This is a genomic window from Streptomyces sp. NPDC036764 (genome assembly GCF_055609385.1).
Window position 1 is genome coordinate 229616 of record NZ_JBVJPT010000002.1, and the last position, 21932, is coordinate 251547.

The 21932-nt window shown below is 72.2% G+C and carries 19 protein-coding genes; 5 read left to right on the top strand and 14 right to left on the bottom strand.

The window, feature by feature from the left end:
- Positions 1-21: 21 nt before the first annotated feature.
- The 4 genes from lpdA to ACZ69Q_RS12590 form a co-directional block, all read right to left on the bottom strand.
- Positions 22-1434, bottom strand: coding sequence for a dihydrolipoyl dehydrogenase (lpdA, locus tag ACZ69Q_RS12575; protein WP_471040749.1), 1413 nt, complete (start codon positions 1432-1434; stop codon positions 22-24).
- A 174-nt stretch (positions 1435-1608) separates the two neighbouring features.
- Positions 1609-2469 carry an SCO2400 family protein gene (locus ACZ69Q_RS12580; protein ID WP_471040752.1) on the bottom strand — a complete coding sequence of 287 codons (861 nt, stop codon included), beginning with the start codon at positions 2467-2469 and terminating at the stop codon, positions 1609-1611.
- A 187-nt stretch (positions 2470-2656) separates the two neighbouring features.
- Positions 2657-5818 carry an amidohydrolase family protein gene (locus ACZ69Q_RS12585; RefSeq protein WP_471040756.1) on the bottom strand — a complete coding sequence of 1054 codons (3162 nt, stop codon included), beginning with the start codon at positions 5816-5818 and terminating at the stop codon, positions 2657-2659.
- A gap of 118 nt (positions 5819-5936) precedes the next feature.
- Positions 5937-6527 carry a hypothetical protein gene (locus ACZ69Q_RS12590; protein ID WP_471040759.1) on the bottom strand — a complete coding sequence of 197 codons (591 nt, stop codon included), beginning with the start codon at positions 6525-6527 and terminating at the stop codon, positions 5937-5939.
- Between the two features lie 178 nt (positions 6528-6705).
- On the opposite strand from ACZ69Q_RS12590, the gene ACZ69Q_RS12595 reads away from it, so the two are divergent.
- On the top strand, positions 6706-7995 hold the full coding sequence (locus ACZ69Q_RS12595; RefSeq protein WP_471040762.1) for a sensor histidine kinase: 1290 nt from the start codon (positions 6706-6708) through the stop codon (positions 7993-7995).
- Entirely contained in the window at positions 7992-8630 is a 639-nt protein-coding gene (locus ACZ69Q_RS12600) for a response regulator transcription factor (protein ID WP_471040765.1), read from the top strand. Before ACZ69Q_RS12595 ends, ACZ69Q_RS12600 begins: the two co-directional genes overlap by 4 nt.
- Before the next feature lie 30 nt (positions 8631-8660).
- Here the strand turns inward: ACZ69Q_RS12600 and ACZ69Q_RS12605 are convergent, their stop codons facing one another.
- The 5 genes from ACZ69Q_RS12605 to ACZ69Q_RS12625 form a co-directional block, all read right to left on the bottom strand.
- Positions 8661-9023: a nuclear transport factor 2 family protein gene (locus ACZ69Q_RS12605; protein ID WP_471040768.1), complete on the bottom strand. Its 363-nt coding sequence runs from the start codon at positions 9021-9023 to the stop codon at positions 8661-8663.
- Between the two features lie 197 nt (positions 9024-9220).
- Positions 9221-9673 carry a MarR family winged helix-turn-helix transcriptional regulator gene (locus ACZ69Q_RS12610; RefSeq protein ID WP_471040771.1) on the bottom strand — a complete coding sequence of 151 codons (453 nt, stop codon included), beginning with the start codon at positions 9671-9673 and terminating at the stop codon, positions 9221-9223.
- A 140-nt stretch (positions 9674-9813) separates the two neighbouring features.
- Complete coding sequence (locus ACZ69Q_RS12615; protein WP_471040774.1) at positions 9814-10545, bottom strand: class I SAM-dependent methyltransferase; 732 nt, start codon at positions 10543-10545, stop codon at positions 9814-9816.
- A gap of 221 nt (positions 10546-10766) precedes the next feature.
- On the bottom strand, positions 10767-12017 hold the full coding sequence (locus tag ACZ69Q_RS12620) for a 3-deoxy-7-phosphoheptulonate synthase (RefSeq protein ID WP_471040776.1): 1251 nt from the start codon (positions 12015-12017) through the stop codon (positions 10767-10769).
- Between the two features lie 51 nt (positions 12018-12068).
- The gene (locus ACZ69Q_RS12625; RefSeq protein WP_471040779.1) at positions 12069-13562 is read right to left on the bottom strand and encodes a class I adenylate-forming enzyme family protein; all 1494 of its coding nucleotides are present in this window, start codon (positions 13560-13562) and stop codon (positions 12069-12071) included.
- A 99-nt stretch (positions 13563-13661) separates the two neighbouring features.
- Here ACZ69Q_RS12625 and ACZ69Q_RS12630 point away from each other — a divergent pair, with 99 nt between their 5' ends.
- From ACZ69Q_RS12630 to ACZ69Q_RS12640, 3 genes are all read left to right on the top strand, one after another.
- Positions 13662-14678, top strand: a complete 1017-nt coding sequence (locus ACZ69Q_RS12630) for an AurF N-oxygenase family protein (RefSeq protein ID WP_471040782.1) — start codon at positions 13662-13664, stop codon at positions 14676-14678.
- Between the two features lie 88 nt (positions 14679-14766).
- Complete coding sequence (gene pabB / locus ACZ69Q_RS12635) at positions 14767-16914, top strand: aminodeoxychorismate synthase component I (protein WP_471040784.1); 2148 nt, start codon at positions 14767-14769, stop codon at positions 16912-16914.
- Positions 16915-16980: 66 nt separating this feature from the next.
- Positions 16981-17703, top strand: coding sequence for a hypothetical protein (locus tag ACZ69Q_RS12640; protein ID WP_471040787.1), 723 nt, complete (start codon positions 16981-16983; stop codon positions 17701-17703).
- Here the strand turns inward: ACZ69Q_RS12640 and ACZ69Q_RS12645 are convergent, their stop codons facing one another.
- Genes ACZ69Q_RS12645 through ACZ69Q_RS12665 form a run of 5 tightly spaced genes read right to left on the bottom strand, consistent with a single transcriptional unit; the run spans position 17704 to position 21926 of the window.
- Positions 17704-18420, bottom strand: a complete 717-nt coding sequence (locus ACZ69Q_RS12645; RefSeq protein ID WP_471040790.1) for a DsbA family protein — start codon at positions 18418-18420, stop codon at positions 17704-17706.
- Between the two features lie 26 nt (positions 18421-18446).
- Positions 18447-19193: a 3-oxoacyl-[acyl-carrier-protein] reductase gene (gene fabG / locus ACZ69Q_RS12650; RefSeq protein WP_471040793.1), complete on the bottom strand. Its 747-nt coding sequence runs from the start codon at positions 19191-19193 to the stop codon at positions 18447-18449.
- Between the two features lie 39 nt (positions 19194-19232).
- A complete protein-coding gene (locus ACZ69Q_RS12655) occupies positions 19233-20357 on the bottom strand; it encodes a beta-ketoacyl synthase N-terminal-like domain-containing protein (protein WP_471040796.1) in 1125 nt (374 codons plus the stop codon).
- Between the two features lie 28 nt (positions 20358-20385).
- On the bottom strand, positions 20386-21642 hold the full coding sequence (locus ACZ69Q_RS12660; RefSeq protein WP_471041531.1) for a beta-ketoacyl-[acyl-carrier-protein] synthase family protein: 1257 nt from the start codon (positions 21640-21642) through the stop codon (positions 20386-20388).
- Between the two features lie 20 nt (positions 21643-21662).
- On the bottom strand, positions 21663-21926 hold the full coding sequence (locus ACZ69Q_RS12665) for an acyl carrier protein (protein WP_471040799.1): 264 nt from the start codon (positions 21924-21926) through the stop codon (positions 21663-21665).
- Between the last annotated feature and the right edge of the window lie 6 nt (positions 21927-21932).

Genomic DNA, 21932 nt, shown 5'->3' on the forward strand with positions numbered 1-21932 from the left:
CGCCGAACCCGGTGCCGGACCTCAGAAGTTGATCATGTGTCCGGCGAGGCCGTGCACCGCTTCCTTGACCGCCTCGCCGAGGGTGGGGTGGGCGTGGACGTTGCGGGCGACCTCGTGGACGGTCAGGTCCCACTGCTGGGCCAGGGTCAGTTCCGGCAGCAGCTCGGTGACGTCCGGGCCGATGAGGTGGCCGCCGAGGAGTTCGCCGTACTTGGCGTCGCTGATCAGCTTCACGAAGCCGGTCGCGTCGCCGAGGCCGTGCGACTTGCCGTTCGCGGTGAAGGGGAACTTGGCCACCTTGACGTCGTGGCCGAGCTCGCGGGCCTGCGCCTCGGTGTAGCCGAAGCTGGCGATCTGCGGCTGGCAGTAGGTGGCCCGCGGGATCATCACGTAGTCCAGCTCCATCGTCTCGGCGTCCGCGATGGTCTCGGCGGCGATGATGCCCATCGCCTCGGCGGCGTGCGCGAGCATCAGCTTCGCCGTGACGTCGCCGATGGCGAAGATGTGCGGGACCGAGGTACGGCAGCGGCCGTCGACGTCGATCGCGCCGCGTTCGGTGACGTTCACGCCGGTCTTGTCCAGGCCGTAGCCCTCGATGTTCGGCTGGAAGCCGATCGCCTGGAGCACCTTGTCGGCCTCCAGGACCTGCTGGGCGCCGTCCTTGCCGGTGACTGTGACGCGCACCTGCTCGCCGGACTCGTCGACGGCGTCGACGCGGGTGGAGGTCAGCACGTCGATGCCCAACTTGCGGTACTGCTTGGCGAGTTCGGCGGAGACCTCGGCGTCCTCCAGCGGGGCCATCCGGTCCAGGAACTCTACGATCGTCACCTTCACGCCGTAGTTGTGGAGCACATAGGCGAACTCGACGCCGATCGCGCCGGCACCCGCGATGACGATCGACCGCGGCAGCTCCTCGGCCAGGATCTGCTCCTCGAACGTCACCACGCGTGCGCTGCGCCGGGTGCCGGGCAGCAGCTTCGGCGAGGCGCCGGTGGCGATGATGCACTGCTCGAAGCCGATGGTGCGGGTCTCGCCGTCGTAGCCCGCCACCTGGAGGGTGTGCGGGTCGAGGAAGGTGCCGCGGCCGTCGATCTCGGTGATCTTGTTCTTCTTCATCAGGTAGTGGACGCCCTTGACCCGGCCGTCCGCGACCTTGCGGCTACGGCGGAACGCCTCGCCGAAGTCGAAGGAGACCGTCCCGTCCACCTTGATGCCGAAGGTCTTCGCCTCGCGGGTGAAGATGTGCGCCAGTTCGGCGTTGCGCAGCAGTGCCTTGCTGGGGATGCAGCCCACGTTCAGACAGACGCCGCCCCAGTACTTCTCCTCCACGACCGCGACGCGCTTGCCGAGCTGGGCGGCGCGGATGGCGGCGACGTAGCCGCCGGGGCCGGCTCCGAGTACCACGACATCGAAGCGCTCGTCCTGCTCGACCATGGGAGTTCCTTCCTGAGGGTTGCGTCCTGCTCTGCCGGGGCCGGACTCCGTCTCGGGACGGTGTCCGGCTTCTTCCAGCATGACCGCATCCACGAGGTCGTGTGGCGATGCGGGAGGGTGACGGTGATCTCAGGTGGTGCGCGCCGCGCCGGTCGGGACGGTTCCCGGTGCGGGTCAGCCGAGGCAGAGGACGTTGAGCACGCAGAGCTGCGCCGGCGTGGTCTCCTGCGGTGCCGGGTTGCTCGGCGCCGGGGTCGCTCCGGAGTCCGCGCCGTCCGTGGGGGCCGGGGCCGGCGTCTGCTGGTCGGCGGACGAGCCGCCGCTGCCGCCCGCGTCTGCGCCGGAGGGCGGGGCGACGGTCTGCGTCTGCGGGACCGTGGTCGCCGTGGCACTCGGGGTGGCGGCGGCGTCCGGTCGGGTGAACTGCCGGGTGGTGTGGGACGTGGCCACGGACTCGCGCGCGACGTTCGTCGGGGACGGCTTCGAGGTGGGCGTGTCGCTGCGCGGGGCCTTGTGCGTGTCCGGCGCAGTGGACGCGGGGCGGGTGAGCTCCGTGTGCTGCTGCTCCGGAAGCCCCACCTCCGGCCGCTCCGGCGCGGTGGCCGCCTGGGCCTTGTCGCCGGTCCCCCGGTCCATCGACACGACGGTCAGCCCGCCGCCGACCAGGGCCACCGCGGTCGCGACGACGGCCCGGCGCTGGTTCTTCTTCCAGCGGGCCCGCTGACGGCGCCGGGCCGCCCGGCCCTGCGGGGCGGCGAGTGCGCCTTCGGCGCCTTCCACGTCGGTGTCCGCGGCATCAGACGCGGTCGCGTCCGGCTCGGCCGGCGGCGTTGTCTCGTCACGGAAGTAGCCGTCGTACCAGTTGTCGGCCGCGGGGCTCCCCCACGCCGTCATGGCGCCCGCCGCCGGGCCCGGCACCGCCGAGGCGGCGGGACCTCCTGCCGCGGAGGGAGCGATGTCCGGGGCGTAGGCGCCGCACCCGGGGCACACGAGGGCCCCGTTGAGGTGCCGACGGCACGAGGAGCAGTAGTCCATCTGCGGTCTTTCTGGCTTGACTGCGCCATCGGCCCTGCTCGGCCGCGGCCTGGTCGCGTTCGTACTCGAGATCGAACGGCCAGAACGCTAACGAGGCTTTCGACAGGCTGTGTGCAGCCTGAGTGATACTCCTGCGCAGATGTCTCAGGAAGTGTGTGAGAGCGGTGCCCCGGTCAGGGGCCACCGGTCACGGTTCACAGCACCCCTCGCGGCGCATACGGCGGCTCACCTCCAGCCACTTCTCCTTCACATGTCGCCCGGTGCCGGCACCGAAGGCGTCGACCAGGTCCGACTGCTCGAAGAGCACTCCGCCGCGCAGGACCGCCGCCGTACGGATCAGGGTGGCGAAGTCGGTGAACGGATCGCCGTCCACGACCGTGAGGTCGGCCAGCTTGCCCTCCTCCAGCGTGCCGAGGTCGGCGTCTGCGCCGAAGACCCGCGCGGGCAGCAGAGTCGCGGTGCGCAGCGCCTGCGCGGGTGAGAGACCGGCGCGATGCAGGGCCCGCAGGGCCAGGTGCAGGTGCAGTCCGACCGGGACGATCGGCTGGTCCGTGCCGAGCGCGATCAGCCCGCCACCGGCAAGGATCCCCCGGTAGACGTCCATCTCCCGCCCCAGCGTGGCCAGTTGGGCGTCGGTGGGCGCATGCCCGGCCTGTTCGCGCACGAGCGCGGTGTCCCACGGCGGCATGAGCGCGGTGACCCGCGGGTCCTCGGCGAGCGCGGGGTCGGCGCCGAGGAGGGCCAGTGCCGTGAACGGGGTCGCGACGAGGTGGAAGCCGGCGGCGGTGTAGATCTCCTTCACGTCCTGGAAGGAACGCCCGGACGCGGAGGTCGCGTGCCCGAACTCCAGCCGCTGGGTGGCCTGCAGATGCGTGGTCAGATCCTGCCCGAGCTGCACACCCGGTGTGCACAGATGGCTGCCGCTGCGCACACCGAGCCGCTCGTGCCCGAAGTCCGCGGCCTCCTTCATCACCCAGCCGGGGGCGCGGACGTAGGTCTTCACGAAATCCCAGTCCAGTGCCTCCGCGCGCGCCAGCGTGCGGCGCAGGCCCTCGCGGGTGCGGTGGGCGCGGCCCATGCTGTAGGCGACGCGCGCCCCGTCGAGGAGTTCGCCGGTGGCCAGCAGCCGGGGCCCGGCGAGCTCGCCGGCGGCGACGGCCTCCCGGATGCGGGCCTGCTCGTAGGCGAAGCCGCCCAGCGAGACGGCCGTCGTGATGCCGTACGCGAGCTGGAGCGCGGTCTGCCGGCCGCCGTAGGTGGTCTGCCAGGGGTGGGTGTGCGCGTCCCACAGTCCCGGGATCACCGTGCGCTCGCTCGCGTCGACGCGGCGCGCGGCCGAACGGCCGGTGCGGTGCGGGGAGACCTCGGTGACCCTGCCGTCACGGATCACGACATCGATGTCCTCGCGGACCTGCGTGCCTGTGCCGTCCCAGAAGCGGCCCGCGTGCACGACGGTGTCGGCCGGACGGGGCCGGCGGTAGTCCAGCGGGACGCGGACGGTACGGGTCCTGCCGCTGCCGACATCGAGCAGGCGCAGGCGGCCCGCCGAGAGGTGGAGCAGGGTGCGGGCGTCGGCGGACCAGGACGGGTGGTCGGCGGGTTCGGTGGTGAGCCGGCGCGGGTCGCCGTCCGGGGTGCCGTCGGCGCGGACCGGCAGCAGCCACAGCGCCGACTCCACGACGACGGCCATCCAGCGGCCGTCCGGGGACCAGACGGGGCCGGAGTCGTAGCGGTCGGAGAGCGAGGTGTGCGGGGCGAAGGCGTGCAGGGCGGCGGCCCGGTCGGTCGTGTCGACGACGCGGATGAGGTTGTAGCCCTCCCGGAAGCGCTGGTTGAGGCGGTTGCGGTCACACAGGGCCACATACCGGCCGTCGGGCGACCAGGTGGGCCGGCCGGGCATCCCGCCCCCGCCGAGCGGGGCGGCGAGAACCTGTTCGGCGCCGTCGGGCAGGTCGCGCACCACGAGGTTGCCGGACATGTCCAGGCATGCCAGCCGCGTCCCGTCGGGCGACAGAGCGGGGAAGACACGGCCGCCCTCGGCGAGCACCGTCTCCTCGCCGGAGCCGAGGTCGCGGCGCCGTACGGCGAACAGCCCGTCGCGGTCGTCGGCGTACACCAGCCCGGTGCCGTCGGGCGTCCAGACCGGCGCCAGCACATAGCGGGTGGGCGGGACTTGCAGCACCTTGCGGGGCGTGCGGCCACCCGTCGTCCCGGTGGTCCACAGCGCGTTGAGCGCGGCGAACGCGACGCTGCGGCCGTCCGGTGACAGGGCGGGCAGGTGCAGGGCGCGGACGGGGCGGGTGCCGGTGCCCTCGAAGTCGTAGGTCTTGCCGCGGTAGCGGGGCCGGTCCACGGGCAGCGTGGCGGTGAACGGGACCACCTCGCCGTCGCCCGGCGTGTCCGGGTCGACCAGGCGGAAGTTGCCGTCGACGGTGAGGAGCAGCCGCTCGTCGTGCGTCCAGCGGGGCGGCGCGGGCAGGAGGTCGCCCTGCACGGCGACCGGTTCGCCGTCGACGACGAGGGTGCAGGACGCCGCGGGTGAGGCGGTGGTGCGCAGGTACGCCAGGCGGCCGGCCGGGGAGACGGCGGGGGTCATGAGCTGGGCCCCGGAGTCGTCGGTGTGCTCGGTGGTGACCGGGCCCGTGCCGTCGGCGGCGACCGACGCGATCGTGGTCGCGCGCAGGGTGCCCGTGGCGCTGACACCGGCCCGCACGAAGAGGACCCGCTCGCCGTCCGGCGACCAGGCCGGGTCGAAGTCCTCCCAGCGGGTGTCCTGCCCGGGTCCCTGCTGGTCGGTGCGCCCGGTGAGCCGGGTCAGCCCGCCGGTGCGCACGTCCACGACCCAGACGCGGTACGGGGCGCCGGTCACGGTGTCGCCGCCGCGCTCGGAGGCGAACGCGATCCGGGTGCCGTCCGGCGACCAGGCCGGGCCGCGGTCGTCCCACGGCCCGTCGGTGAGCTGCCGCAGCCCGGAGCCGTCCGGCCGCAGCGTCCAGAGGTGGAAGCCTCCGCTGCGGTAGGCACAGACGACGAGCAGGCTGCCGTCGGGCGAGAAGTGCGGGCGGGTGGGTTCGAGGCCGGGCGAGGTGAGCGGCACGGCGGTGCCGCCCTGCCGCGGGACGGACCACAGCACGTTCTGGACCTCGGCGACGAGCCGGTCACCGGAGGGGGCGAGGGTGGCGGATCCGCCCGTGGCGGCGGTGAAGGAGAGGGTGGTCGGACCGGAGGCGGCGGCCACGGCCGGGGTACCGACGGTGGTGAGCGCGGTGGCCGTGGCGGTGGCCTGAAGGAATCTGCGGCGGGAGAGCGGGCCGAAACGGAGGGCGCCGGAGGTGTCTTCGGTGTCCAAGGGAGCTCCCAGTGCGCGGAGTTGGCGGATCGGACGGGAGAGACCACTGGTGGCAACGTACGTGGCGGGACCCGGTTACGGGCCCGCCGCGGCGTTTCTCGGCCGTTTCTGCGCCCGGCTAGACCAGAAACAGCAGTTGGGCGGCGACGAGTACGTCGATGACGCCGCACCACTCGGCGAACGTGCGGGAGACGACCTTGTCGCGCCACAGGTGCACGAAGTCCCAGACGCCGTGCAGGAACCAGCCCGCCGCCACCAGGTAGCGGCCCAGATCCGGATCCACGGCCAGTCCGGCCAGTGCCAGCCCGCAGAAGAGGACCGCGCCGCCGGCCTGGACGCCGAAGCCCGCCCGCCCGTGCGGTGCTCCACGGACGGTGCCCCACATCAGGAGGACCGCGGCGAGGCCGACGAGGACCGTCGACGCGGCCACGGCGTCCTGCGCGGCGAGGCCGAACACGGCCACCAGGCCGGCTCCGAGCACCGGCCAGGTGAGCCGGCGTTCCCCGAGCTGATTCACCATCAGATAGATCAGGGGCAGCAGCGGGAGTGTCTCCCCGAAGCCGCCGACGGCGTCGGCCAGGTCCTGCGAGCCGGATGCGGCCACATTGAGGGCGACGACGGCGACGGCCAGCGCGGTCGGCCAACGCCGTTTGAGCCCGGCCGCCGGATGCGGGCCGTCAGCCGTCGCGTGCGGTGCTGGGATGGACATGGGGAGCCTCCGGGTTCGTGAAGTCGCAAAGGACGTAGGCGAGTTCGCGCGGAAACTCACCTGGCCACAGCCTGTGCCGTCGCCGGGCGCGTCAGTAGTGCCGAACCCCCATGCGGACGCGTGGCGTTGTCACGTCCTCGGATGACATTTGTCATCCGGTGTGGGCCACAATGACCGGGTGGGGGACGGGGCGATCGAGCGAGCGGCGGGGCTGACGGGCCTGCGTCGCTACACCTGGTGGACCGTGCCGGGAATGACCGCGTGCGTCCTGGCCCTCTTCGTGGGCGAGTGGGTTCTCGACGGCGACGTCCCGCTGTGGGCCCGCGTCCCGGCCGCCGCCGCGCTGGCGGTCGAGGTGGGCGCGAGTGTCGTCCTGCTGAGCCGCCGGCTGGCACTGCTACCGGTGTCCGACGGTCCCGTGCGGCCGCCCAAGGCATGGCTTCTCGCCGCGGTGGCAGCGGGAGTCGTCCTCGCCGCCGCTCCCCTGGTCCGGCGGAACTACGGGCTGTGGCCGGTCGCGCCTGCCGTGGTGGTGGCGATCTTTGCGACCTACCTCCCGGCGCGCCGCAGGCGCCCGCTCGTCGTGGCCGCCGTGGCCCTCGCGCTGCTGCCCGGGGGCGTCGTCAGCCTGGCTGCGGGGGACGGCGAGTTGGCCTACGCCGCGCTTTTCCCGCCAGGGCTGATCGCGTTCACGGTCTGGGTGACGCTCGGTCCCCTGTGGGCCTGGGACACCGCGCGGAGGCTGGACGAGGCGCGGCATCTGGAGGCGGAGCTGGCGGTCAGGGAAGAACGGCAGCGGTTCGCCGCCGACCTGCACGACATCCAGGGTCATCACCTTCAGGTGATCGCTCTGAAGGGCGAGTTGGCGGAGCGTCTGGTGGAGGTGGACCCGGCGCGCGCGGCCGTGGAGCTGAAGGACATACGGCGCCTCGCGGCGGACGCACTCGGCGACACCCGTGCCGTGGTGCAGGGCTACCGGCGCACCACGCTGGACGACGAGTTCGCCAACGCGACCCGGGTGCTGGCCGCCGCCGGAATCGACGCACGGATGACGCCGGCCCCGGGTGCCGTGCCCATGGGCCTCACGGACCCCGCCCGGCATCTTTTCGGGCTGGTGATGCGGGAGGCCACGACGAACGTCCTGCGGCACAGCCGGGCCGCGCACGCCGAGGTCGAATACCGCGTCGCGGACGGCTTCGCCCGGCTGCGGGTCAGCAACGACGGGGTCGAGGAGCACCCGGGCGGGTCGGACGGGACGGGACTGCGCGGCCTCGCCGAGCGCCTGGAGGCGGCGGGCGGGGAGCTGACCTGGCAGCGGGACGGCGACCGCTTCGTCGTCACGGCCGCGCTGCCGACGCATTCACCCTCCGCGCCGGACGGCCGGGACAACCGGCGCCGACGGCCGGGGGTCCTCGGGTCGCCGCGAACGCCGGACTCACCGGGCCACGCGGATGGAGCCGCCCGATGACCCACTCCATGGCCAACTCCACGGCCCACCCGACGATCCGCCTGTTGATCGCCGACGACGAGGACCTGCTGCGCAGCGCTCTGGCCGCCCTGCTCGCGCTGGAGCCCGATCTCTCGGTGGTGGCCGAGGCGTCCACGTCCACGGACGCGGTACGGCTGGCTCGCGAGCACCGCCCCGACATCGCCGTCCTCGACCTTGAGATGCCGCCCACCGACGGGCTGCGCGCCGCCGAGGAGATCCGGGCCGGGCTGCCCACCCAGGTCGTCCTGGTCACCCGACACGCCAGACCCGCCGTACTGCGCCGGGCCCTGGCCGCGGGCGTACGCGGCTTCGTTCCGAAGACGACGCCGGCCGCCAAACTGGCGGAGATCATCCGTGACGTCGCCGCCGGCCGCCGTTACGTGGATCCGGACATCGCCGCCTCCGCGCTGACCGAGGACGACTGCCCGCTCACCGAGCGCGAACTGGAAGTGCTGCGGGCCGCTCGCACGGGCGCGTCGATCGCCGGCATCGCCTCCGAGGTCCATCTGGCTCCCGGCACGGTCCGCAACTATCTCTCCGCGGCCATGTCCAAGCTGGGTGCGCCGACTCGCCATGCGGCCGCGCACCGGGCGTGGGAGCAAGGCTGGATCTGATCCCTCCCGACGCCCGGCGAGTGGCTAGGGTCAGACGCGGCCGGCCGCCGCGGCCTTGCGGAGTTCCTCCGCGTCGTAGATCACCTCGGCGCGGACGAGGGCGCCGTCCCGGACTTCGAGCAGTTCGGCGGCCGTCATGGTGCCGGGTACGGCGGTCAGGTTCCAGGAAACGAAGGCGCAGGCCCGGTCCCCGTCTACGAATCGGTGGCGGACGGTGAAATCGGTGGCGGCCGGACCGAATTGCCCGGCCATCGCGCGGAAGCCGTCAGCGGAATCAAAGTTGCCCACCGGACCGACGAAGACGAAGTCGTCCGCGAGCGGAACGTCGCTCATGTCTCCGTCACGGTTGATCCAGGCGTCGTAGTACCGCTCGACGATTTCTGCCGTGGTCATGCGACCAACTCCCGTAGAGAACTGTGCAGGTGGCCATGGGCACATGGGTGCCGACGGCTCATTCACGTCGCTTGGAAATACTAGTGGTGGAGTGAGAAGGCCGCAGAAGCTCCGTGACGCAGACGCGGAAATTCGGCCGAACACGCACGGCGAAGTTGGATGGACCGGCTTGTACGTACCTGAATTCAAACGGCAGGTTAACTGCCGATGCGCTTCACCATTTCCCGCAGGTCCGGGTCGGCGTTCGCCCGGTCGAAGGCGGCGGCGAGGGTCTGGAGATAGGCCGGAACGGCGGCTTCCAGGGTCTCTCGGCCGGACGCGGTGATGGCCGTGAACACACCCCGCCTGTCCTTCTCGTAGTGAATGCGCTCGACGAGATCCTGTCGCTCCAGACGGGTGACCAGGCGGCTGACGGAGCTCTGGTTCATGCCGACCGCCTCGGCCAGCGCCTGCATCCGCAGCCCCGGCCGGCCGCTGCCGGAGACCGCGGCGAGGGCCTCCAGCGCGGTGTACTCGCTCAGCGACAGTCCGAACCTGTCCTGAAGTGCCTTCTCGACCAGCTCGGAAACCTGGGTGTGGAAGGCGACGAGCTTGTTCCAGGCACCCTGCTCTGTCTGGGTGGCCTGTCGCTCCGATGCGCTCTGACTCATCGCTACTACCCTCCTGACGCCGGAGGAGCAGCTCGCGGCAACCAACAACGGTACAACTACCTAATGTACTCGTAAAGGTACGCGCAATCATTGCATGGGACCACATCCCCTCGCCACCCGACCACCATCGCGATCCGGCGCTATGGGTGTGACCGAAAGGCCGCGCTCCGGGCCACGATCTCGAAGCATTCCGCCGACTCGTGACGTGTACTGCCGTGCAATCTCTGAACATGCGCCACATACGATTCGGCCGTTCCCGGACCCAATGCCGCGCGCAGCCCTTCACCGCCGAGCCGGACCGCGCTCGCCAGTGCCGCATAGTGACCGGAGTCGGCCGGCGCCTTAGCCACCGCTTCGACGGTGAAACCGGCCGCCTCCAGCGCGCTCGTCCACTCACGCGACGCCCGATGGACACCGGGCAGGTCGGTCCCGGTGACGATCACCGTCCCTCCCTCCGGCCCGAGGACGCGCCGCCAGCCACGGGCGGCGACCGCGAGCGGTGTGGAGGGCCAGAAGTCGAGCGCCACGACCACGTCGAACGAGGCGACGGGCAGATCGAGTTCATCCAGGTGCGCCACGGTGAAGTCGAGATCCGGCGCGACCGGCACCGGGTGCGGTCGCGCCGCCGCGCCGGCGGCTTCTCGCACTCCGACGACCTGGAACTCCTTCGATTCCAGGTCCGTCATACCCCGCTGACGCAGCAACGCGCCGATATCCAGAATTCGCTGACCGGACCGCACCCCGGCGCGGGCTAATATCCGGCGGGTCTCTGTCGTTTCGGTGTCGGTGGCCTCGGTGTCCGGTGGTCGTATCCGGTGACTTGCGTCACGAGGCTCGATCGAATCTTGATTGACCGGGTTTCGTACGGCCATGCACGCCCCCATCATCCCCGTTATGGAGCAACTGTCGTCCAACTGGAAACAATTGACGGCAGCGATCCCCGCACAAGCGTACTCCATCCGGCCGCGCGCTCCCGGGCGATTCGCCCCGGAGTGGACGCAACGACGCTGGCCGACTTGGCACTTGCCCGAAAAGTGACGATCGGGTGAAGGAACGGTGAGCTGGGGCGTGGCAATGACGGAGGAGCAGGAAGTCAGATTCGCGCCAACTGTTCGGCGAAACGCTCCACGGTTTCCATGGTCTGATCGGCATTCAGCCTTGGGTCACATGCGGTGCGGTACGCATACGGCAGATCATTCTCGGAGATCCCGCAACGGCCTCCGACGCATTCGGTCACGGATTCGGCGGTGCTCTCCAGGTGCAGGCCGCCCGGACGGCCGCCGCCGCGGCACACCGCTCGCACGAATGCCTCGCTCTCGGCGACCACCGCCCGCATGTGGCGGGTCTTGTGGCCGGTGGCGGCCCGGACGGTGTTGCCGTGCATCGGGTCGCACAGCCACACTGCCGCGTGCCCGGCCGCGCGGACCGCCTCCACCAGCGGCGTCAGGCGGTCCTCGATCCGGTCCGCCCCCATCCTGGAGATCAGGACCAGACGGCCGGGCCTGCGGTCGGGGTCGAGCGTCGCGGCGAGGCGTACGACCTCAGCGGGTGACATCCCCGGGCCCACTTTGCAGCCGACCGGGTTCAGCAGCCCGGCCAGGAAGCGCACATGGGCACCGTCGGGGTGACGGGTCCGCTCGCCCGTCCAGGGCAGGTGGGTCGAGGTCAGTACCCAGCCCTGCGCCTCGGCGTCCCATCGGGTCAGCGGCTCCTCGTAGTCCAGGACCAGGGCCTCGTGGCTGGTCCACAGCGCGGGCAGGCCGTCGCCCCAGTGCCCGCGCATGGGCAGGCCCTCGTCGGCGGCGCGGCGCAGCAGGAACAAGGTGCGTGCGGCGTGTTCGTAGCCCCAGAGCATCCGGCGCGGATCGGGGCGGCGGGCGGTGGCGTCCGGTGCAGCGTCGTTGACCAGGAAGCCGCGGAAGGCGGGCAGCCGGACGCCGTCGACCTCCTCGGTCGGCGAGGACCGGGGCTTGGCGAACTGGCCGGCGATCCGGCCGACGGTGAGCACGGGCAGCGCGAGCCGTTCCTCGACGATCCGGGAGACGTCCCGGAACAGGTCCAGGGTCCGGCCGATGCCCGCCGGGGTCGCCGGGGCGAACAGCTCGGCGCAGTCCCCCATCTGGATCACCATGCCCCGGCCGTACGCCACTTCGGCGAGCCGGCGTCGTAGCGTCAGCACCTCCTGGGCGGTCACCAGCGCGGTGCGCGCGGCGAGTTGGCCGTGCGCCTGGCGCAGTCGGTGGTCGTAGGGCCAGCCGGGCGGTTGGCCGGCCGGCAGTCCGCGCCAGCGTGCCGGGTGCCACGGGGCGCGGCCGTGCAGCGAGGACTGCGTCATCACCTGCATGGGTCATCGCCCTCCTTCTCGTGCGCGTCGCGATCCGGGGTGGTCTTCATGTCACGGGTGTCCGTCCGCCATGTCCCGCAGGATCGTCTTGAGGATCTTGCCGGAGCGGTTGCGCGGCAGGGTGTCCAGGAAGGTGATCACGGCGGGCCTGTGGTGGCCGGCCAGTTCCGCCGCGATCAGCCGGGTGAGTTCGTCGGGTGTGGGGCGGGCCGCCCGGGCGGGCACCACATACGCGATCGGCACCTCGCCGTGCGCGGGGTCGGGCCGGCCCACGACGGCGGTGTCGGCGACTCCGTCGTGCGAGAGCAGCACCCGCTCGATCTCCGCCGGGTGCACACTGCGCCCGCCGGTGGTGATCACGTCGGTCTGCCGGCCGACGAGCGTGAGACAGCCAGCCGGGTCGGCCCGGCCCAGGTCGCCGGTGTGCAGCCAGCCACCGCGGGTCGCCTCGGCGGTGGCCTGCGGATCGGCCCAGTAGCCGCGCATCAGGCTGTCGCTGCGTACGCAGATCTCGCCGTCCTCCTCCGGTGCCGCCTCGGTGCCGTCGGGACGGCGGATCCGCACGTCGACGCCGGGCAGGGGCCGGCCCGCGCCGAGGGCGGGGTGCCGGTCGGGCGGCGTGCGCGGGTCCGGGTGCTCGTGCGGGGCGAGCATGGCGAAGTGGCCGCCGGCCTCGGCGGCGCCGTACGCCTGCCGGAAGGCGCAGCCGAAGGTGCGGGCTGCGTCGCGGTAGACCTCCCAGGGCAGCGGGGCCCCGCCGTAGACGATCTCCTGGAGGCTCCCGGTGTCCTGCGGCCGCGTGCGGGCCGCGTCGAGCAGGTGCCGGAGGGTCTCGGGGTCGAGCCAGAGGTGTGTGGCCCGATGCCGGGTCACCGTCTCCAGCGTGCCCTGCGGGGCCGACGCGGGCGGCAGGACGATACGGGCGCCGCCCGCCATGTACGTAAACGACATGGCGACGCTGCTGTGGAACAACGGGGCGCAGTTGACGAGCGTCGCCTCCTCGGACGGTCCGCTCGCCGCGAGCCAGGCGAGGCAGACCTGCATCAGGCTCCGGTGGTCCCAGACCACGGCTCGGGCCCGGCCGGTGGTCGCCGAGGTGTGCATGATCGCGACGGGGTCGTCGGGGCGCACCTGCGGCCAAGAGCCCTCGTACGGCGGCAGGTCGGACATCCCGGCGAGGTCCAGGGCGACCGGTAGGCCGGGGTCGTGGACCCGGGCGTGGCTCGCGAGGTCGGCGAGGACGGCCACCGCGCCCGTCCGCCGGGCGACCGCGGCCGTCTCCTGCGCGGGGCCCGCGGAGTCGACCGGTACGGCCACGGCGCCGATCCGGGCCAGGGCGAAGTACGCCTCGAACACCTCGATCCGCTCCGGGGCCGGCAGCAGGACCCGGTCGCCCGGTCCCAGGCCCTGCGCGAGCAGTGCGCCGGCGAGGGAGTCCACCCGCTCGGCCAGCTCGCTCCAGGTCACTTCGCGCCGCTCGTCGACCAGGGCGGTGCGGCCGGCACGCCAACGGCGGTTGCGGTCCAGGATCTGGGTCAGCCACATGCGAGGTCATCCGTCCGACGGTCCGTCATCGAGTCCTGCTCAGCGGCTCATCGAGCCGTGGGGGCTTCCATCCAGAGTATAGACCCATACAATGTATGCATGAGTATTGATTCCTCAGACGAACGAACGGACGACCACCAGGGGCAGAGCGGCGCGCCTCCCGGATTACCGGCCCACGACCCGACACACCCCGTCGAGAACGCCGTGATCAGCCGTTTGTCCGGCAACTGGCATCGGCGCGCGGCGGTCAAGCGCCAGGAGCCGGACCTGGACGACCTGTTCGAGCCGGACCGGCCCGACTGCCCGGACAGCCTGCTGCCGTTCCGCGACCACCCCACCTATCTCGCGCTCGACGACGAGACGCAGGCGCGGCTGCGCGGCTGGGGCTGGATCGCGTTCAACAAGAACATCCAGGACATCGAGCAGCGGGTGGTCAATCCCGGCTTCGCCCTGATGGCCGCCGACGCGTTCGAGACCGGGCTCGGCGAGTCCATGACGGTGGCCGTGACCCAGGCCATGGTGGACGAGCAGTACCACACCCTGATGCACCTCAACGCCAGTGCGGTGACCCGCCGTCGGCGCGGCTGGGCCATGCCCGACAGCGCACTGCCGCTCGGCCACAAGGCCCGCCGGCACGAGGAGCGCCTGGCCGCCGCGGCGACACCCGCCCTGCGCGAACTGGACCAGCTCGCCTACACGACGGTCGCCGAGATCTCCATCAACGCCTATCTCGACCTCGTCGCGGACGACGACGCCGTCCAGCCCATCAACCGCGTCACCGCCGACCTCCACAACCGCGACGAGTACTGCCACTCATCGATCGCGGCCGAGATCGCCATGGCCGCCTACGCCCACCTCACGCCCGAGCACCGGCGTTTCTTCCTCGCCGCGCTCGCCGACGGCATGGAGGCCTTCGCGGCGACCGACTACACGACCTGGCACCGGATCGTCGAGCTGACGGACGTGCCGGGCGGGCGGCAGATGCTCCAGGACGTGGCCGCGTCGGCCGCGCGCAAGCGGCTGTTGCAGGACTTCAGCGGGCTGCACCGGCTGTGCAGCGAGATGGACGTCCTCGACGAGCTGCCTTTCGACTGGTCGACCGTCTCCGTCGGCTGACCGGCCGCCCCCGCCCTGAGCCACGTCCGACCGTCGGCGGCACCCGCACCCACCCACCGGCGACCGCTTACGACCATCTGAAGGGGCCATGCGCACACTGCTGATCGACAACTACGACTCCTACACCTACAACCTCTTCCAGCTATTGGCCGAGACCTACGGCCATGAGCCGACCGTCGTACCCAACGACGACCCGGCCTGGAGTCTGCTGGACGTCGACGCGTTCGACGCGGCGGTGATCTCACCGGGCCCCGGGCATCCGGCGGGACGACGGGACTTCGGGCATTCGCGGGCGCTGCTGGAACACACCGCAATGCCCGTCCTCGGGGTCTGCCTCGGGCACCAGGGCATCGGGCTGCTGACGGGCGCGCGGGTGGTCGGCGCGCCCGAGCCCCGCCACGGCCACCTCACGACCGTCGAGCACAACGGCAGCGATGTCTTCGCCGGTCTGCCCGACCGCTTCACCGCCGTGCGCTACCACTCGCTGTGCGTCGCCGAGCCGCTGCCTGCGGAGCTGGAGGTGACGGCACGGGCCGAGGACGGCGTCATCATGGGGCTGCGCCATCGTGAACTGCCGCGGTGGGGCGTGCAGTTCCACCCCGAGTCGATCTCCACGGAGTACGGCGCCGAACTGATGCAGAACTTCCGGCGACTGGCGCGCGCGGCCCGTCCCGGACGGCGTGTGCCGCCGCCCCGAGCCGCCGTACCGGCCCCGCCGCCCGCGGCCCCGGCGACGGCCACCGGCCCCTCCCCGAAGCCCGCCCTGCGCGCCCATGTGCGCTGCCTGGAACGGGCCGTGGACGCGGAGTCGGCGTTCACCGCTCTGCACGGCGACAGCAGCCGGGCGTTCTGGCTCGACAGCGCCCATGTGGAACCCGGCCTGTCCCGCTTCTCGTTCATGGGTGATGCCGACGGACCCGACGGCGAGGTGCTCACCTACCGCGTCGGCGACGCGTCCGTGATCGTCGAACCCTCGGGCGGCATCCCCTACCTGGAGCACGGCACCATCTTCGACGTCCTGGACGGCCGGCTGCGCCGCGAGATCACCGGCACGGCGGACCTCCCCTTCGACCTGTGCGGCGGCTATGTCGGCTACTTCGGCTACGAGTTGAAGGCCGACACCGGCGCCGACAAGAACGCCCACCGTGCTCCGGCGCCGGACGCGATGTGGCTGCGCGCGCACCGCTTCCTCGCCTTCGACCACCTGGAGGGGCGCACGTATCTGGTGGGCCTCGCCGAGCCGTCCGACGCCGCCCTCGCCGAGGAGTGGCTGGACCGCACGGCAGCGGTGCTGCGTACCCTCCCCGACGCCGTGGCCGCGCGGCCGGTCCCGGCCTCGGCCGACCCGGACGTCACCCGATGGCTCGCCCGGCCCCGCGATCAGTACCTGGCCGACATCACGGCCTCCCAGCGCCAGTTGCACGCCGGCGAGAGCTACGAGATATGCCTGACCAACAGCCTGCATCTGCCGGCCCCGGCCGACGATCTGGCCTACTACCGCAGGCTGCGCAGGCTCAACCCGGCGCCGTACGCGGCCCTGCTGCGCCTCGGCGAACTCTCCGTCTTCTGCTCCTCGCCCGAGCGCTTCCTGCGTATCGACCGCGACCGGACCGTGGAGAGCAAGCCGATCAAGGGAACGACCCGCCGCAACCCGGACCCCACGCTCGACGAGGCCCTGCGCGCCTCCCTCCCCGCCGACCCCAAGACCCGTGCCGAGAACCTGATGATCGTCGATCTGCTACGCAACGACCTCGGGCGGATCTGCCAGGTCGGCAGCGTGCATGTGCCGGCGTTCATGGCGACCGAGTCGTACACGACCGTGCACCAGTTGGTGTCCACCGTGCGCGGCACCCTGCGCCCGGACGCGAGCGCCGTCGACTGCGTCAAGGCGTGCTTCCCCGGCGGGTCGATGACCGGGGCGCCCAAGCTGCGCACCATGGAGATCATCGACTCCCTGGAGGACCAGGCCCGCGGCATCTACTCGGGCGCCCTCGGCTTCATCGGCTATTCCGGCACGGCGGATCTCAACATCGTGATCCGTACGGCGGTACGGTGGCGCGAGGAGCTGAGTGTGGGCGCGGGCGGGGCGATCGTGCTCGACTCGCAGCCGCTCGCCGAGTACGACGAGATGCTGGTCAAGGCCGAGGCAACGCTGCGCGCGCTGCCGTTGCCGGCCGCCGACACGCCCGGACCCGAGGCTCCCGTGGCCCGCTCGCTCGGCGATCGCATCGGTTAGCTTGGGGCCTGGGCCTGATCCCGGCCGCGCACCGCGGCCGCCGCACCCGCGACATGCCGACCGGAGGTGGCATTGTTTGCCAGCGAGCAGATCAAGCTGTTGGCCGAATCGGGATGGAACACCTGCGACTCCGTACGGGAGGGCGTCGAGCGGGCCGGGCTTCCGCTCCCGACGGCCGCGTATCTCGAACGCAGCGTCGACGCGTCGCTTTGGGGACGCGCGGAGCGCGCAGTGGAGGCGCTGCGGGAGCACTTCAAGGACTCCCGGTTCGCCGACGAGACGGTCTTCGGCGTCCTGCTGGTGCCCGATCCCGACAAGCTCGACACCCGTGGCGCGGTCGATCCGGCGATGCGCGCCGACCAGACCGGGAAGACCGGCAAGGGCGCGGTCGATGTGGTCGACCGCGCCCTTCCGGCGGGCCAACTGGCGGTGCCGCCGGGCACCGACTGGACACTTGTGGCCACCGTCACCGGCCCGGCCGGGCTGCACTTCGGCAGCTTCGACGACATCACGGCGGCGGACGCCGGCACCTTCACGGTGGACGGCGTCGACACCAGGGAGTTGATGGTGCGCCAGATCTGGGGCGCGCGCGTGCTTCAGTCCGGGAGCGAACTCCCGGACTGCGAGGTCGGCGGCGGCTGGACGTTCACCCTGTTCCCCGGCGAGCCCCAGGTCGACGGCAAGGCCGCCTCGGGCACGGTGCTGCACGACAAGGTGCGGTTCCGGCTGGGGCGCAGCGACCGGGGGATCGCGGTGGTGCGGGTGTGTCCGGCGCTGGTGGTGGGCTGATCAGCCGCAGCCGCCCGCGTGTCCCAGGTCGGTGGAGCGGGCGTCGTGGGCCGCGATCGCAGGCGGCGGGGCGGGCTCGTCCGTAGTGGCGCCCTCCCCCGTCTCTCCCAGTACCGCCAGGAAGTCCGCGAGGCGGTCGATGCCCCAGAACTTCTGGCGGCGGTGGATGAAGAACGGGACGCCGAAGACGTCGTCGCGGTGGATGTCGAGGAGCGCGCGGACGCCTTCGGCGCGTATGCGGTCGTCATCGGCGGCGTGTTCGGCGGCGTCGGGGTCGACGCCGACGTCGGCGGCCAGTTGCCCGACGGTCCTGCGGTCGGAGATGTCCAGGTTCTCCTGCCACCGGGCACGGTAGACGCGCTCGATGAAGGCGAGGCCCCGTCCCTCGGCCGCCGCCACCACATAGGCGAGGTGGGACGCCTCCCACCAGGGCTCGACGTCCTGCGGCCAGGTGACCGCGAGTCCGCGCCGGGCGGCCAGCCGCCGTACGTCGCCGAGCATGTACAGGTGCTTCTCGCGCGACATCGGCGTGTAGGGGAAGCGGCCGCCGGCCTCGGTGAGCAGCTTCTCGCTGCGCGCGTCGGGCTCCCAAAAGGGCCGCCACTCCAGGGCGTCCACGACGTGCGGACGGCTGGTGGTGAGGTCGTGGAAGGCCAGCCAGGAGTACGGGCTGCGGAAGGAGAAGTAGATACGGGGACGACGCGGTGCGGGCGCCATGGCGGCCTCCTGGGGCTGTGCGGACGCTAGATGGTGATGCCGCCGTCGACCTGGACGACGGCTCCGGTGATGTACGAGGCCCGGTCCGAGGCCAGGAAGCCGACCAGGCCCGCCACCTCCTCCGCCGTGCCGAACCGGCCCAACGGCACGCTGTCGACGGCCCGTTGGTGTTCGCGCTCGCGCAGCACCGCCGTCATGTCGGTGTCGATGAAGCCGGGCGCGACGACGTTCGCCCGCACGCCGAAGCCGCCCACCTCCTTGGCGAGCGCGCGGGTGAAGCCGATGATCCCGGCCTTGGAGGCGGAGTAGTTGGCCTGGCGGGGATTGCCGTAGACGCCCGAGACCGAGGACAGGGTGATCACGACCCCGCGCCGGCGCTTCATCATCCCCATGATCACCGCGTGGCAGGCGGTGAAGGTGCCGTCGAGGTTGACCCCCAGCACCTGTCGCCAGTCGTCGTCGGTCATGGTCACCACGGGGTTGTCCCGGGTGACGCCGGCCGAGGTGACGAGCACCTCGACGGGCCCCAACTCCTCCTCGACGTCCCGGACCAGGGCCCTGACGTCGTCCGGGTCCGTCACGTCGACGGGGCGGGACAGGACCCGGGCGCCGAGTTCCTCGGCCTCCTTCTCGACCTCCCGGGCCGCGTCGGAGCGGGCGCGGTAGCAGAAGGCCACGTCGTGTCCGTCCCGCGCGAGTTGGCGTACGACGGCGCGGCCGATGCCGCGGGAGCCGCCGGTGACCAGGGCGACGGGCCGCCGGTCGTGGTCCATGGGGTGATCCTCTCGTGAGGGGTGTCGGTCGGCGGGCGGTCAGGCGAGGCGCAGCACGACACAGCCGACGACGCCGTCCGGGTCGGCGGTCGTGACCAGGGCCCCGCGCCCGGCCGCCGCCGGATCGTCCTCGGCGCTCGCCAGGAGGGCGGCGATCTGGAAGGCGGCGGAGGCGGCGCCGGTGTCGCCGAGCAGGCCGGTGCAGGACAGCCGTAGCGGATCGTGGTCGCCCAGTACCTCGGCGAGCGCGGTGCGTTCCCGGTCGCCGTACGTTCCAGGGGTGTCCGCCGGGGCGAGGGCCCACAGGTCGGCCGGCGTCAGGTCGGCCCGCCGCAGCGCGCGGCGCACACAGTCGGCGAGCACGGGTCCCGCGTCCTTGTCGTCGGCGGGCAGCGCTGTCTCGACGGCGGCCACCTCGGCGAGGGCCGTTCGGCCGGCGCCGGTGCCGGGGCCCGCTTCGAGCAGCAGGACCGCGCATCCCTCGCCGGTCAGCGACGCCTCATCTTCAACTGGGGCGGCGCCGGGCTCCGCCGGTCCGTGTTCGGCGCGGGCGTGCCAGTCCAGCCAGGCGCGTTCCGCGGAGAACTCCTCGGCCGCGCCGCACACGACGGTGCGGGCGTGGCCGCAGCGCTGGAGCCGCTGGGCGTGGTTGAGGGCGAGCAGGGCGGAGGCCCGGCCGCCGGCGATGGTGACATTGGGTCCGCGCAGTCCGTGCCGGATCGCGGACTGTCCCGCCGCGCAGTTCATGACGGTGTTGGGGAAGCGGGCGGGGTCGACCAGGTAGGGCCGGTCCTGGGTCAGCGAATCGCGGGTGAAGCTCATGATGCTGCTCACGCTGCCGTTCGACGTGCCGAGGACGAGGCCGGTGTCCTCGTCGAGCCCCGGGATGCGCGCGCCCTGGCCGTCGTCGAGCAGCCTGCCCACGGCGACGACGGCGAGTGCGGTGACCCGGTCCATGGAGCGGGTGCCCTTGCGGCCCAGCAACTCGCGCGGCTCGCCGCCGGGTACGAGGCAGGCCCGGTCGGTGGGCGCGGCCCATCGCTCGGGGTCCAGGTCGGTGACGGCCGGCTGCCGCGCCCGTACGCCGGCGCCGAACGCCTCCCGTCCGACACCGAACGCGGACACCGCCGACCAGGCGGAGATGACCGGTCCATTGGTGCTCATCGGCAACCTCCGTGCGGCGTACGGCCGTTCATGCCGCTCCCCTTTCCGCCTGGCGTGCCTCGGCGGCGCCGTCGGGCTCGTAGCGGCCGAGGATCAGGACGGCGTTGTTGCCGCCGAAGGCCAGCGCGTTGTTCTGCACCACCTTGAGGTCGGCGTCGATCGCGCGGTTGGGCACGCAGTCGATGTCGCACTCCGGGTCGGTCTCCACGTGGTTGATCGTCGGCGGGATGAAGCCCTCGCGCAGGGCGAGCGTGCAGGCGATCGCGGCGAGGGCGCTGGCCGCGCCCATGGTGTGGCCGATCATCGACTTGATGGAGACCATGCGCGGCGGAACGCCGCCGAAGACCTGTCGGATCGCGCGGGCCTCGCTGACGTCGTTGGCCCTGGTGCCGGTGCCGTGCGCCGAGATCAGGTCGACGTCGTCGGCGGTGACGCCGGCGTTGTCGTGGGCGAGGCGCACGCAGCGGGCGAAGCTGTCCTCGTTGGGCGCGACGGGATGGTCGGCGTCGCAGTTCAGGCCGTAGCCCAGCACCTCGGCGTGGATGCGCGCGCCCCGCGCGAGGGCCGAGTCCAGGCTCTCCAGCAGCATCATCCCGGCGCCCTCGCCGGTGAGGATGCCTTTGCGCTCGCGGTCGAAGGGCTGGCAGCGCTCGGGGGCGATGGTGCCGAGGCGGTAGAAGCCGGCGAAGGTCTTCAGGCAGACGGCGTCCGCCCCGCCGCACAGCGCGAACTCGAACTCCCCGGTGCGCACGGCGTCGTAGCCGTAGCCGATGGCGTAGTTGCCGGCCGCGCAGGCGGTGGGCAGCGTCACGGCCTCGACGTCGACCAGCCCCAGTTCGCGGGCTGCGGCCACCGACAGCCGGCCGGCCGGGACCCGGCGGGCCACGACCGGGTCCATCCGCCGCGGCCCGAGTTCCACTTCCTGCCGGGTCAGTCCGTCGAGGTCGCGGGACTCGCCGTCGGTGGTGCCGACGGAGACGAGCGAGCGGACGGCGCGCAGGTCCTCGACCGGAAGGGCGGCGTCCGCGACGGCCATCCGGGCGGCCGCGGCGGCGAAGTGGCTCGCCCGGCCGTACTCGCGCAGCGGCAGCCGGGTGACGAAGCGGGCGGCGTCGAAGTCGGTGATCTCGCACGCCCGGGAGTGGTCGAAGCCGCTCGCGTCGAAGGAGGTGATGGGCCCGGCCCCGCTGCGTCCGGCGCGCAGCCCGGTCAGGAACTCGTCGGCGCCGATCCCGATGCTGGTCACGGCGCCGAGTCCGGTGACGACGACGCGCCGCGGTGTCATGGTCGGTGACACGCCGCCGCCTACTGCCGGGCCGCGGCGGCCTCGGCCACCACCTCGTACACGCCCTCCAGGTTCACCATGCGGGCGAGTTCCTGCTGGGCGATGGTGATCTTGAACCTCTTCTCCAGGGAGGCGAGTATCTCGATCGCGAGCAGGGAGTCGGCCTCGTGGTCCTCCTTGAAGCGGCTGGTGCGGGTCATCTCGTCGGGTTCGAGTTCGAGGATGTCGGCCACGAGCTCCTTGATCTCGTTCTCCCGCTCCGCGGCGATGTCGGTGCTGGTCATGTCTGT